Raw genomic sequence first — 12970 nt, 5'->3', positions numbered from 1 at the left:
GTTCGTACCTAGAAATAATTTTCATTTATTACCTTAGCGACAATTGCTCCGGTGGAGAATATGGCCAAGTTTTTCAGAATACGAAAGGGACAGGTCCTTCCATACAAGCTTCTTGTATATATTTTAATTTGCAGTTCCTTTTTTACAATTCTCGGTACTAGCGTCCAGCTGTATATGGAGTACCGTAGCGATGTCAGTGAGATTCAAAAAGGGTTCGGACAGATTGAGCACAGCTACGTCAATACTATCGCCGCAAGCCTTTGGGATATCAATATTGACCATGTTAAAATCCAGCTTGAAGGAGCCTTGAAGCTGCCGGGGATGCGTTATCTCGAGGTGGTTGAAATGTCGTTTGGGTCGGTCGATCCGGTGGCGTTTATTGGTAAAGTCCCTGACGGGGGCAATATAATTGAGAAAAATTTTCCACTGGTCCATGTCATAGACGGAAAAAGTGTTGAAGTAGGACAGCTGCGTGCTGTGGCTGACCTTGATAATGTTTTCAAGCGGTTGCGGCTAAGGGTCTTTGTGGTCCTGCTTACGCAGGCAGTTAAGACTTTTTTAGTCGCTCTTTTTATTCTTATGATTATCCACTACATGGTCACCCGACATTTGCAGACCATGGCTGAATACGCCCAGGAAATGGATATCAGTACCCTTGACCGGGAATTGGTGCTTAAGCGGCGTAAAAAACATACCAAGCAGGATGAGATCGACCGGGTTGCTGAAGCTTTTAATGAGATGCGTCTCAACCTGATCAGGGATATTGCCGAACGTAAGAAAGCCGAAGAGGCATTGCGACAATCCAATATGATTGTTGAAAAAAGTCCTATGGTTCTCTTTAAATGGAGAAATGAATATGACTGGCCTGTGGAGCTTGTTTCGCAGAATGTCAGCCAGTTGGGTTTCAATGCAGATGATTTCATGTCCGGCAGGGTGAAGTATGGTGAGGTCATTCATCCTGATGATAAGGTTAAGGTGGAAGAAGAAGTACAAGGATACATTGATTCCGGTGTTGACCACTACCGGCACGAGTACCGGATCATAGATCCCACAGGCCGTGTTTACTGGATTGCCGACAGTACCGTGGTTGTCAGGGACGAATCCGGCGATGTTACTTCATATCTGGGCATTGCTTTTGACTTTACCGAAAAGAAGGCTGCTGAAAACGAGTTGGCCCGGTTACGTAACCTGCTTAAAAATACCATTGATTCCATGCCTACGATGCTGGTCGGTGTTGATGAGTCGCTGCGTATCAATCAGTGGAACAGGTCTGCTGAAGAAGATACCGGACTGACTTATGAACAGGTCTGGGGCACGCAATTGATGGATGTTTTCCCCCAGCTTAAAGACGAACGGGATTTGATTATGGACTCGGTTGAGAAACTTGAGGTTCGTGAGAAGAATAAGATTCCGTTTAATTCAGAAGGCCACATCCAGTATAAAAATATTAAGATCTACCCGCTGCTCGAAAATGAAGATGGGCGTGGTGCGGTTGTGCTTATCGACGATGTGACCATGAAGTCCCGTCTTGAGGACATGATGATTCAGACTGAGAAGATGATGTCCGTCGGTGGTCTTGCAGCTGGAATGGCTCATGAAATTAATAACCCGCTGGGAGCTGTGCTTTCAGGGGTGCAGGGAACTGAAAGACGTCTGTCGCCTTCCCTGAAGAAGAATGTGGAAGTTGCCTCTGAGTTGGGCTTGGATTTGAATAAAGTCCATCAATATATGGATAGGCGCGGAATTCTCGGTTATTTGCGTGGCATCAGTGATGCCGGTCGCAGGGCAGCTTCCATTGTTCGCAATATGCTTGAATTCAGTCGCAAAAGTGAATCTTCCCGTACGCAGATTCAGGTGAAAGGCATCCTTGAAAAAGCTTTGAGTCTTGCGGAAAACGATTATGACCTTAAGAAAAAGTATGATTTTAAAGTCATTGAAATCCGCAGGGATTACGAGCAAAACCTGCCCGCAGTAAATATTACTGAAACAGAAATTGAACAGGTCTTTTTGAACATATTCAAAAATGCTGCTCAGGCCATGGCCGATAAAGATTTTGCAGACGAGCGGCCTACCTTGACCCTAAGAACCCGCAAGGACGGTGAGTTTGTTCGAGTTGAAGTAGAAGATAATGGTCCGGGAATGGATGAAGATGTGCGCAAAAGGGTTTTTGAGCCATTTTATACCACCAAGCGCGTGGGGCTTGGAACCGGGCTTGGGCTTTCAGTCTCTTATTTTATCATCACCCGTAACCATGAGGGTGAATTCCTTGTAGAGTCTGAAGAGGGTAAAGGGTCAAAATTCATTATTAGGTTGCCAGCCGGGGGGCGCGCTGAAAACGCATAATATTAATTAGCAATGATTGGAAAAGGGCTTTCTGTTTTACGGAAGGCCCTTTTTTTGCGTAAGCTTAATATTTACTTATTAAAATTATAATTCATAATTGTGTGCGGTTCACTTAAGTATTGCCCGTTTGGAACGATATGTTAATATATAATGGATGGTGCTTACATTTATTTTGGAAAGAACCTGTCAGGAGGTTGCTTGAATGAGATTGGATATTAAAAATAAGCTGATACTGCTTATTCTAACAGCTGTATTGCTATGTGCAGGCGGTATGGCTTCTATTTCGTTTTTAAAAATGACCGACATGGCTGAGACTGCTTTTGAAGAGTCTTCGCTCAGTGAATTGCAGCAGGTGGACAATTTCATATCCGAGTTCATGCATGAGGCAGAGCTGAATGCCAAATTTATTGCCGGGGAACCTGCGGTTACGGGAACTCTCGGCAGCAACCTGAATCTGGCTCAGGATAAGAGTCTTGATGCTGTAAAAAGAGAATTGATGACTGAAAAAGCACAGGATGCTTTTGACCTGATGTCGAGGATGGTTAAAAGCCATGATGCCTACGACTTCGCTTTTTACGGTATGGAAGATGGTGGATTCAACATGTATCCGGAGGATAGTATGCCTTCCGGCTATGATCCACGGGCAAGACCCTGGTATACAGAAGCTCTCGCCGCTCCCAAAGATACTTCCGTAAGTAAGGCGTACAAGTCTACAACAGGTGTAGCCGTAAGCTCCGTCACCTCCAAAATAAGAGCTAATGGCCGGGTTATCGGTGTTGTCGGGTTTGATATCAATTTGTCTACCCTTACCGATGTTGTCTCGGCAATCAAGATCGGTAAGACCGGATATATCATATTAATGGAAGGGGATAACACCATCCTTTCCGACCCTGTAAATAAGGAATATGCTTTTAAGCAGGCGGATAAACTTGATGATCAGGGCATGAAAGAGCTGGCCGCAATGAAAGACGACTTTGCAATGGTCAACCTCGGAGGAGAAGAAAAGTTTGTCCGGGTATTTACCTCTCCTGCTCTTGGCTGGAAGCTGGCTCTGCTGATCGACAAGTCTGAGATCATGGAAGGCGCTTATGATACCGTTAAAGATACTCTGCTCATGGGGCTTGGTATTGCTGTAATGCTTTGCCTTTTCGGCTGGTTTGTTGCCCGGTCTATTGCCAATCCTATTCAGATGCTTGTCGGTGCGGCGCAGGCTGTTTCAAAAGGTGATTTTGAGGCCATTCCTGATGAGTCACGTTTTTCAGGTGAATTGCTTACCTTGCAGCAAGCCTTGAAATATATGGTTGTCGATCTTGGTAAGTTGCTCAAGACAACTGAAGAGAAAGGTCTCGAAGCCGAAGAGCAGACCAAGCTGGCCAAAGAAGCTTTGGCTGAAGCGGAGGAAGCGCGAAATGCCGCTGAAAATGCCAAGCGTGAAGGTATGCTGCAGGCCGCCGGACAGCTGGAACAGATTGTAGATCAGGTTACTAGTGCTTCTCAGGAGCTGTCCGCCCAGATAGAACAGTCCAGATCCGGTGCAGAGACTCAGCGTGAGCGCTCTGCGGAGGCAGCAACTGCCATGGAGCAGATGAATGCTTCTGTTTTTGAAGTTGCCCAGAATGCTTCTCAGGCAGCTGAAAGTGCTGATGATGCTCGCAAGCAGGCCGATACCGGTGGTGGGATTGTAGACAACGTAATTTCCAGTATTGGTGAAGTTGATGCTGCCGCAGGACAGATGGCTACCGGACTTGAAAACCTAGGCAAGCGAGCAGAAGGGATCGGTCAGGTTATGAATGTGATCACCGATATTGCAGACCAGACCAACCTGCTGGCTCTTAATGCTGCAATTGAAGCTGCCCGTGCCGGTGAGGCTGGGCGTGGCTTTGCTGTTGTTGCGGATGAGGTTCGCAAGCTGGCCGAAAAAACCATGGATGCCACTAAAGAAGTCGGGGACGCTGTTTCAGCTATTCAGTCCGGAACCCGCAACAGTATCAGTGATATGGAAAGAGCTTCAGGCATGGTTGAAAGAAGTACAGCTTATGCTTCAGAGGCTGGTGAATCTTTGTCATCAATTGTGAATATTGTAGAGTCTACAGCAGATCAGGTCAGGGCTATTGCAACTGCATCTGAGGAACAGTCTGCCGCCTCTGAAGAGATTAACCGTAATACTGATGAGGTTAACCGCATTGCGTCTGAAACCTCACAGGCCATGGAGCAGTCTTCGCAAGCTGTTCATGAGTTGTCGCGACTCTCGGAAGACCTCAAGAGTGTCATTGATGAATTGAAAAAAGTATAAAACCAGAGACCAAATCAGATTCAAGGGCCGCTCTCCGCATGGGGAGCGGCTTTTTTATTGTCCACTACAGCAGTGGGATATTAGTTGGATGTATTTTGATTTATGGATTGTAGAAAAAATACAACGGAACAGGTTTGTAACATGCTAAACTGATAAAAGGTGCTGCATTCTGCTTTATGATAATCAGTTTGATTGAACTGTTGTATTAAATTATATGCTGTATAAATATACGTAGTGTTTGCTTGTACTTTGTTTATTTTGTAATTAGAGGTTTAGTTTATGCTGATATTAGCATGTTTTGCTGGTGTAGATTTTATATAATATATTGTTTTGCTGTGTACTTCAGCTCTTGATATTGTTTAAAAAAGTAGTTAGGTTCCGCTCTCAAAGATATGTGCGTTTTGAGGGGGAATGCATAAATCCGGCCTTTACTTCAGGGGGAAAAATTCTATGGTATCCAGTGTTGGACTGAAAAGACGGGTTTTGCGTGATGATGTTGTTGAGCACATCGTAAGCAGCATTTTGAAAGGACACCTGAAGCCCGGTGATAAAATTATTGAGACCAGAATTTCACGGGAGCTTCAGGTCAGCCAGGGGGCTGTACGGGAGGCGATCAGGGATTTGACCGCCAGAGGTTTTGTTGAAACTGAGCCCTATAAAGGTTCCCGTGTAAAAGTCCTGTCTTCCGATGAATTGTATGATTACTTCGCTGTGCGGAGTGAGCTTGAGCCTTTGGCCTTGAGCTGGGGGTATGAGCTGGACAGAATCGACGTCGAAAGCCTCATGACCTCTGTCGAGAGTATGTTTGATGGGGTAGAGCGCAAGGATATGGCCGCCTTGGGGCAGGCCGATCTTGATTTTCACAGAACGATTGTTGAGTGTTCCGGAAACGGTTCCCTTGTGCGTTCATGGGAGGCTTTAGCTAATGATTATTGGATGTTTACTCTGGTTAAGCAGCATTTGGAAGATGGTGTAGACATGAGTGAACATGCTCAAGAACACAAAGAAATTGTTGATGCTGTTAAAGCCAGGGATCTTGAGCTCATGAAAGAGCTTTTAAGGAATCATTACTCACTTTAATTTCTGTAGTGAACTTAAACTTAACGCATGGCAGCAGCTATTCTCTGCTGTTGCCCTAGATATTTGTTCTGTCGGGTGGAGCGGATAAATGATTTTACTCCCTTCACCCCGTCAATTCCTGCGGCTATCTGCTTGGCTTTGACCGCTTCATTTATGCTGGCGACTCTGCCCATAAGTACCACATTACATTGTACTGATTTTACAGCAACGTTGGCTCCCCAAACGGAGTCGTCATTGAGAAGTGCGCTTTTTACCGCCATCTGGATCATGTAGTCATCTGTTTTGGCGCATGCATTCTCATCTTCCGCGAAAAGATAGGTGGTGAGGGAGTTAACTTTCTTGTTTTTTCTGACAATCTTGCGGATAAGCTGAAAATCTTCCTTGTTATCATATTCGCCGACCACATAAACGTGTCCGTTATAGGAATAAGTGCTTAGGTCCATAATGTTGAGCTTCTTCTCGTTGAGAATTTCAGACTGGATGCTGGTTTCCAGCATTTCGTCTTCAACGATGGTCTGGAAGCCGCGTTCGTCCGTGCTGATCGCGTAGGCATTATAGAAGGACCCGACAGATGAAGGGATCATCATCGGTCCGGGTAACGGTGGTATGAGCACTGAAGCGGAACAACCGCTCATGCAGGTCAGGGCAAATAAGGCAAGGCAAATAATTAGTTTCCGCATCTCTTCATCTTCCTTGATTAGAGTTTCTGAGTGCAGATAAAGCAAAAGCTATGCCGATTTGTTTTAAACGAATTTAGTTAATGAAACTTAATAGCTTATGAATTATTTCTTTGTACGTGTGTTTTTTTATTATAAGCTCCTGCCAATTTTTTGAAAGCTCTATTTTTAGTTTTGGATTGCTTTTTATGAAATCAATTTTAGCAGGTAATTCAGCTGGCGTTTTGAATGTACAATGGTCCAGAAGTTCTCCCGGGAAAATGGATAATCCCGGTGTGTAGTCGCTGAGCAGAAATCCTCCGGCAGCCCAGACGTCAAAATTGCGTTGGGTCAGGCCGCAGGGCAGGAGCGGGCTGGTCATGTTCAGGCTGATCCCGCCCCCGGCGTAGATTTCCGGCAGTTCGCTAAAGTAATCAACCGGGGGGCGCAGGTCTGCATCCGGCAGGTATTGCTCCCAGCCCTCGTCTCCGAAAATCGTAAGTTCACTCCCCGCGTTCTGTAATGATAATATGCGCCAAAGCAGTCCTGATTGCTCGGTCTTGAATCCGGTGTTGCGGACCTGCTGTCCGGGCCAGAATCTTTTCAGCCCGTCCATAGTTGCCCACCATTCAAAGTCCGGTTTTTCTGCGCAATTGATGGTCTGGAGGGTTTTTTGTTCGTCGCTGACGCTGAAAGAACATCCGGCAAAAAAGTTGTTTTTGGCGGGAAAGCTGGAGCGGCCTACGAATACAGTCCGCTCTTCCAAATTCGGGTAGGGCTTTACTGCGGGGTTGAATATTTGCGGGTCAGTGGCCAGAGGCAAGTGTCCGACCTGTTTGGCTCCGTGTTTTTCAAGGACGGGGATGAACCAATGGTCGGTGACCATGGTCGGTACTTCCCGCCAGTATGTAGATTTGATGCCGGACAGGATGTGGAAAGGATTGTCCACCATCCAGACCGCTACTTTTATCCCGGCTTCACGGAGCATGAAAAATGTTTCGCCTGCATTGTCCAGCCCGCTGAAATTTACGCTTAAAAAAAGTTCCGGTAGTTCGCTGTGCAGCAGGGAGAGCAGGTTCTTGCGCATTGCGTCCGGCTCGATAACCCTGTAAGAGAATCCCTCGGCTGCAAAGGCACGGCAGAGTTCCGGCACTAGTAAGGAATTCTTGTCACCGGGAATCCAGACGGTTTTGCTGCGGGTTTTGCGCATGATTCCGGCACGCCCTATGTTCAGTTTGGAAAGCAGAGGTTCCCAGAAAGATGGGAATAAACGTTTGTTGGGCGTATAGAGCATTATCCGGAAGTCAGATAAGTCCCCGGCTTGATCAATTTTCAGCTGTACGAAATTTTCCGGGATTACGTAGCCGGGCCGCATCTGTTTTAGCATGGCCGGGCATTCTATATAATGTATGTTCTCTTCTCCGGGAAAGAGGGCGGCTGCCTGAGCGGGCGTCGGACCTAGGCCGAGGAACAGGATTTTGCCCTTGCCGCCGAGGTCCTGAAAATATCTTTCACCTTCGGGCAGGGATTGCTCTAAACCGGATTCGTTTTTTATGCGGATTCTTTCGGGGCGTTGCATTCTCGGGATACTTGGCTTGCGGGCCGTAATAAGTTAATTTCCAGTCACCTTATAACGCAGTCGGTTGCAAAAGTCTTTTGCGGATCACTGCGAAACTTAATTCAGATTATGAAACAATATCGCGATCATTATTTTAAAAGGGCCAAGAAGGAAAACTATCCCGCCCGTTCCGTATACAAGCTTCAGGAACTGGACAAGCGTTTCAAGGTTTTCGCAAAAGGCCAGAATGTTATGGATCTCGGGGCTGCTCCCGGTTCATGGACTCTTTTTGCCGCCAAGAAGGTCGGAGACAACGGACGTGTGCTGGCAGTAGATATCCAGTCCACTGATACCGTCTTTCCGGAAAACGCAACTTTCCTGCAAGCCGACGTATTCGAGGATTCCCCGGAACTGCTGGCTGCAATGGACAAGCAGTTGCCCTACGACCTGATCATCAGTGACATGGCGCCCAAGACAACCGGGGTGAAGTTTGCCGATCAGGCCAACTCCCTTGAGCTTTGTGAACGCGCGCGGGACATCGTGCCCAGCAGGCTTAAAAAGGGCGGGCATTTTATCGTTAAAATTTTTGATGGACCTGATGTTAAAGAGTACATCGACTCCCTGCGCAAGATGTTTTCCAAGGTGAAAAGATTTAAGCCGAAGAGTTGCAGAGAGGAAAGCAAGGAATTTTTCATTGTCGGACTTGGCTTTCGTGGCAATGAAGAGTAAGAAGACTGGTTCTTCATACATACATATATAAATACTGTCCCATCAAAAAAATATAAGGCGGGACTTTGATATTCTCAGGAGGAAAAAATGGCCGGACATAGTAAATGGGCTAACATCCAGCACAGAAAAGGTAGGCAGGACGCCAAACGCGGTAAGATTTTCACCAAAATGGCTAAGGACATCATCCTTGCAGCCAAGGGCGGAGGCGATCCGGCAATGAACCCCTCCCTGCGCCTTGCCATCTCCAAGGCCAAGGGCGTGAACATGCCTAACGATAAGATCGATACCGCGATCAAAAAAGGTACCGGCGAACTGGCTGGTGGTGACATTTCCGAAGTCATGTACGAAGGTTACGGTCCCGGCGGTGTTGCTGTTCTCATCGAAGCAGCTACCGATAACAAGAACCGTACTGTTGCTGAAGTTCGTCACGCTCTGGGTAAAGGCGGCGGCTCCATGGGTGAAGCAGGCTGCGTTGCCTGGATGTTCGATAAAAAAGGCGTCATGGTTTTTGATGCTGAAAAGTACACCGAAGACCAGCTGCTGGAAATCGGCCTTGATGCAGGTGCCGAGGACGTAATCGCTGAAGATGAATCCCTCGAAGTACACTGCATGCCCGAAGATTTCACCGAAGTTCAGAAGGCTTTCGAAGAAGCTGAGTGCACCGCAAAAAGCTCCGACCTCGCTTTCGTGCCCAAGAACCTCGTAGAAGTAGACGTTCCCACCGCCAAAAAGCTCATGAACCTCATGGAAAAGCTGGAAGACAACGATGACGTACAGAATGTACACGTCAACGCTGACTTCCCCGATGAGCTCATGGCTGAAATGGAAGACTAGATGGGCGGATCAGGTATTGTAATCATCGGCATTGACCCCGGAACCCGCGTTACCGGATACGGTATCGTCAGAGAACTTTCCGGGCAGGTATCCCTTGTGGATGCCGGGACAATCCGGACCAATACCAAAAAGCCCATGTGCTCGCGGCTTGGGGAAATCTACTCCCGCATCGCTGAGCTTATAAAAGAACATTCACCGGATGAGGCGGCAATCGAAAATGCGTTTGTCGCCTCTAATCCGGCTTCGGCCCTTAAACTGGGACAGGCCCGTGGTGCTGCCATGGCTGCCTGTGCTGTGTCCGGACTTGTGGTTTCCGGGTATGAACCCACCAAGGTTAAAAGTAACCTAGTGGGCAGCGGACGGGCTGATAAATCGCAGGTCGCTTTCATGGTGGAGCGCATCCTTGGGGTGAAAAACACCAAGTGGGCCAACGATACCACCGATGCGCTGGGCATTGCGATCTGCCACCTCAATGAACGAAGATTCGCAAAGGTAGCTGGAAGATGATCGCCTATATCCACGGTAAGCTCTTAGAGGCCACAGACAAGTCCTGCATCATCCTCACTCCCGGCGGAGTGGGCTATGAACTTTTTCTGACCCTCACCGCTATCTCCACCCTGCCTGAATCCGGCTCGGATGTGACTTTCTACGTTCATTCCGTGATCCGTGAAGATGCCTTTGATCTTTACGGATTCCCCTGCTTTGATGACCGTGAGGTCTTCCGTACCCTTATTTCTGTTGACCGTCTCGGCCCCAAAAAAGCGCTGGCTATTCTTTCCCAGTTCGGTCCCAAGGAATTGCAGGATCTTGTTTTCCGTGAGGACACCAAGACCCTGTCCATTGTTCCCGGCATCGGACCCAAGTCCGCGCGTCAGATTCTTTGGTCCCTCAAGGACAAGATGGAGAATCTCAAGTCCGCAACTGTGCGCAGCGGTGCCTGCCCCGCGGAAGGCGAACGCAGTGAATTTCTCGATGCTCTTTCCGGCTTGCGCAACCTCGGCTACGGGGATGAGGAAGTACGAGAAATCCTCAAAGATATTTTCGAAGAAGAGCCCGATCTTGACGCTGGTGGAGCTATCCGCGTAGCTTTGAAAAAGATTTCCCAGAAAAAGTAATATTTCAGCAGGCAGTACCGGAATATGATGGAAAACAACGGCTCCGACGATCACATCAGACCGCAACGGCTGGCCGATTTTATCGGCCAGGACGATCTGCGCGACAACCTTGATGTCTTCATTCAGGCTGCACGCGGGCGCGGCAATGCCATGGATCATGCTCTTTTCTACGGCAACCCCGGTCTGGGCAAGACAACCCTTGCGCGGATTATCGCTTCCGAGTTGGGGGTAAACCTCATTTCCACCTCCGGTCCGGTCTTGGAACGCAGCGGGGACCTCGCCGCCATCCTGACCAACCTCTCCCGCAACGACATCCTTTTCATCGACGAAATCCACCGTGTTCCCGCCGCAGTAGAGGAAGTTCTCTATCCGGCCATGGAAGATTTCAACCTGGACCTGATTATCGGTCAGGGACCTGCCGCCCGCACCGTGAAGATCGATCTTGAGCCGTTCACATTGGTTGGGGCCACAACCCGCTTAGGTCTGCTGACCTCACCCCTGCGTGACCGTTTCGGCTGTATCTTCCGCTTAGAATTTTACTCTCCCGAGGAATTAGCACGTATTGTTATCCGTGCCGCCCGTATTTTCGACCTCAAGGTTACTGAAGAAGGCGCGCTCATTATCGGCAAGCGTTCCCGTGGAACACCGCGTATCGCTAACCGTCTGCTGCGCAGGGTGCGAGACTTTGCCACCGTGCATGGGGATGGGGTAGTGACTGAAGAGCTGGCTGACATGGCACTGAACAAGCTCGATGTTGATCCGTTAGGTTTGGATTACATGGACCGCAAGATTCTTTCTATCCTGATAGATCAGTTCGGTGGTGGCCCCGTAGGGGTAAAGACCATTGCCGTGGCCTGTTCCGAAGAAGTGCGCACCATTGAGGAGATTTATGAGCCTTACCTGATTCAGTGCGGTTTCATGAAGCGTACACCCCGTGGGCGTGTTGCTACTGCGCGGGCTTACCAGCATCTCCAGAAGGTTGCTTCTGGGGGGCAGGGGAGTTTGTTTTAGGGATTGGTTAGGTTTTTTGAATTGATATTTTATGGGAAAGCCCCGCACAACTTTGGTTGTGCGGGGCTTTTTGATGGAATGAGGAAGAGCTTTGTATTAAACAATTTCTTTTATGTTTGCTTGTTTTATACTGCTTAGAATGCGTTGAGCCATGGATATATGGTGTTCATTGTTGCAGTGAGTAATATAATTTTCAATACTTTGAATCATTTCATTTTTGTTTTTTCGTAAGGTGGTCGTTTGACCTCCTATGAAATCAGTAAAAAACATATATTCAATATTGTCTAACCAGAAATCAAATTCTTGTCCTTTTGCTTCAAAAATATTGATTACAAGGTGTGGAGAATTTATAAGTGCAGTTTCAAAGAAAATCGCAATTTCACTAGCAACAGTACCGTCCTTTTCTTCCCATGCTGTACTTAGTTTATCTAGTGATTCTTTACATTTTCCCAAATTACCTTCTTTAAATAAGGATATTGTTTTATCTCTATTGTACATGAGCCATGAGAATGCTTTGGCATTTGGTGTTGAATCAAGTTTTGTAATCAGTGTCTTAGAAATATTTAAGATATGTTCAGCCGTTGATTTGTCTGTTGGGTTTGCAGTGTGTACTGATTGGTTTCTGTTAATACGAATTTGGTTGAGCAAGTTAAGATCATTTGAATCGATTATATTTCTTGCAACAAATTCGTTTAAAAGGAGATTAAGGTTTCGACTAGGAGGAATGCCATATGCTTCAGCAAGTCGCTGTACTGTTAATTCTACAACTTTAAATGCTTCTATCACTGCGAAATCGTACATCTCAGATTTAAATAATTTGTGTGCTTCAGCCAGTTTCTCTAAACGTTCTTTTCTGTCTTGAGTTCTGTCTATTTTTGTTAGTCTATTGTTGAAATTGTACGTTAGCTTTAAACCTGCTATCGCTGCGGTCAATCCTGAAATAAATCCAGAGATAAGATGTAGCCATTCCGTGGGGACATGGCTTATAAAGCCACTAATCCAGTTGATTGTAATCGTTATGATCCAGAGAAAACAAAAAATTGGAGGAGTACTAAGTGCTAGGGCATAAAATTTGTTGGCTAAAGTACGTATGATTTCATATCGTTCGAGTAGAAAATGTAATGAAATGCAATAGACAGATAACGCTAGGCAAGCTGCAAAAAAATAATAAGCATATGCTAAAGTTATTTCAAAATTTAAAAAAATAAACCCGACATTGGAGTATGCGTCAACAAAAGGCTTGATTGTAAAAACTACTGCCAGCAAGCTAATTATAAATCCAACTTTGGTTTTGAAACTCTCTTCTAGCATGTGGGTCCTTCATGTTTGTTTAGTTCCAATAAATTATCTT

General features: G+C 46.7%; 11 protein-coding genes. 8 read left to right on the top strand and 3 right to left on the bottom strand.

Translation table 11 applies throughout. From position 1 onward, the window contains the following. The first annotated feature begins 60 nt into the window (after positions 1 to 60). The 3 genes from ACO05Z_RS14765 to ACO05Z_RS14755 all read left to right on the top strand — a co-directional run bounded on the left by ACO05Z_RS14765 (position 61) and on the right by ACO05Z_RS14755 (position 5716). Complete coding sequence (locus ACO05Z_RS14765) at positions 61 to 2343, top strand: ATP-binding protein (protein ID WP_421902947.1); 2283 nt, start codon at positions 61 to 63, stop codon at positions 2341 to 2343. Positions 2344 to 2545: 202 nt separating this feature from the next. Continuing rightward, complete coding sequence (locus tag ACO05Z_RS14760; protein WP_421902946.1) at positions 2546 to 4636, top strand: methyl-accepting chemotaxis protein; 2091 nt, start codon at positions 2546 to 2548, stop codon at positions 4634 to 4636. A 450-nt stretch (positions 4637 to 5086) separates the two neighbouring features. Next, positions 5087 to 5716 (top strand): GntR family transcriptional regulator, encoded by a 630-nt coding sequence (locus ACO05Z_RS14755; RefSeq protein WP_421902945.1) that lies wholly within the window; start codon positions 5087 to 5089, stop codon positions 5714 to 5716. Positions 5717 to 5736: 20 nt separating this feature from the next. Here ACO05Z_RS14755 and ACO05Z_RS14750 read toward each other — a convergent pair whose 3' ends face one another. Further along, positions 5737 to 6396 carry a BON domain-containing protein gene (locus ACO05Z_RS14750; RefSeq protein ID WP_421902944.1) on the bottom strand — a complete coding sequence of 220 codons (660 nt, stop codon included), beginning with the start codon at positions 6394 to 6396 and terminating at the stop codon, positions 5737 to 5739. Positions 6397 to 6469: 73 nt separating this feature from the next. Continuing rightward, positions 6470 to 7951, bottom strand: a complete 1482-nt coding sequence (locus tag ACO05Z_RS14745; RefSeq protein ID WP_421902943.1) for a glycosyltransferase family protein — start codon at positions 7949 to 7951, stop codon at positions 6470 to 6472. Positions 7952 to 8059: 108 nt separating this feature from the next. Here ACO05Z_RS14745 and ACO05Z_RS14740 point away from each other — a divergent pair, with 108 nt between their 5' ends. From ACO05Z_RS14740 to ruvB, 5 genes are all read left to right on the top strand, one after another. After that, on the top strand, positions 8060 to 8659 hold the full coding sequence (locus ACO05Z_RS14740) for an RlmE family RNA methyltransferase (protein ID WP_421902942.1): 600 nt from the start codon (positions 8060 to 8062) through the stop codon (positions 8657 to 8659). Positions 8660 to 8746: 87 nt separating this feature from the next. Continuing rightward, positions 8747 to 9493, top strand: a complete 747-nt coding sequence (locus ACO05Z_RS14735) for a YebC/PmpR family DNA-binding transcriptional regulator (protein WP_421902941.1) — start codon at positions 8747 to 8749, stop codon at positions 9491 to 9493. After that, a complete protein-coding gene (gene ruvC, locus ACO05Z_RS14730; RefSeq protein ID WP_421902940.1) occupies positions 9494 to 10000 on the top strand; it encodes a crossover junction endodeoxyribonuclease RuvC in 507 nt (168 codons plus the stop codon). It begins immediately after the preceding gene. Continuing rightward, the gene (gene ruvA, locus ACO05Z_RS14725) at positions 9997 to 10608 is read left to right on the top strand and encodes a Holliday junction branch migration protein RuvA (RefSeq protein WP_421902939.1); all 612 of its coding nucleotides are present in this window, start codon (positions 9997 to 9999) and stop codon (positions 10606 to 10608) included. Before ruvC ends, ruvA begins: the two co-directional genes overlap by 4 nt. A gap of 24 nt (positions 10609 to 10632) precedes the next feature. Further along, positions 10633 to 11619, top strand: coding sequence for a Holliday junction branch migration DNA helicase RuvB (gene ruvB, locus ACO05Z_RS14720; protein ID WP_421902938.1), 987 nt, complete (start codon positions 10633 to 10635; stop codon positions 11617 to 11619). A gap of 96 nt (positions 11620 to 11715) precedes the next feature. Here the strand turns inward: ruvB and ACO05Z_RS14715 are convergent, their stop codons facing one another. Then, positions 11716 to 12930 carry a DUF4145 domain-containing protein gene (locus tag ACO05Z_RS14715; RefSeq protein WP_421902937.1) on the bottom strand — a complete coding sequence of 405 codons (1215 nt, stop codon included), beginning with the start codon at positions 12928 to 12930 and terminating at the stop codon, positions 11716 to 11718. Between the last annotated feature and the right edge of the window lie 40 nt (positions 12931 to 12970).

Source organism: Maridesulfovibrio sp., from assembly GCF_965230075.1.
In the GTDB taxonomy this organism is placed as follows: domain Bacteria; phylum Desulfobacterota; class Desulfovibrionia; order Desulfovibrionales; family Desulfovibrionaceae; genus Maridesulfovibrio.
Note: the sequence above shows the minus strand (reverse complement) of the source record. Positions and strands in the feature narration are given on the sequence as shown.

Bases quoted from the DNA above. Each gene is read 5' to 3' on its own strand.
- ACO05Z_RS14765 (WP_421902947.1), top strand. From the start codon at position 61: ATGGCCAAGTTTTTCAGAATACGAAAGGGACAGGTCCTTCCATACAAG.
- ACO05Z_RS14760 (WP_421902946.1), top strand. From the start codon at position 2,546: ATGAGATTGGATATTAAAAATAAGCTGATACTGCTTATTCTAACAGCT.
- ACO05Z_RS14755 (WP_421902945.1), top strand. From the start codon at position 5,087: ATGGTATCCAGTGTTGGACTGAAAAGACGGGTTTTGCGTGATGATGTT.
- ACO05Z_RS14750 (WP_421902944.1), bottom strand. From the start codon at position 6,396: ATGCGGAAACTAATTATTTGCCTTGCCTTATTTGCCCTGACCTGCATG.
- ACO05Z_RS14745 (WP_421902943.1), bottom strand. From the start codon at position 7,951: ATGCAACGCCCCGAAAGAATCCGCATAAAAAACGAATCCGGTTTAGAG.
- ACO05Z_RS14740 (WP_421902942.1), top strand. From the start codon at position 8,060: ATGAAACAATATCGCGATCATTATTTTAAAAGGGCCAAGAAGGAAAAC.
- ACO05Z_RS14735 (WP_421902941.1), top strand. From the start codon at position 8,747: ATGGCCGGACATAGTAAATGGGCTAACATCCAGCACAGAAAAGGTAGG.
- ruvC (WP_421902940.1), top strand. From the start codon at position 9,494: ATGGGCGGATCAGGTATTGTAATCATCGGCATTGACCCCGGAACCCGC.
- ruvA (WP_421902939.1), top strand. From the start codon at position 9,997: ATGATCGCCTATATCCACGGTAAGCTCTTAGAGGCCACAGACAAGTCC.
- ruvB (WP_421902938.1), top strand. From the start codon at position 10,633: ATGATGGAAAACAACGGCTCCGACGATCACATCAGACCGCAACGGCTG.
- ACO05Z_RS14715 (WP_421902937.1), bottom strand. From the start codon at position 12,930: ATGCTAGAAGAGAGTTTCAAAACCAAAGTTGGATTTATAATTAGCTTG.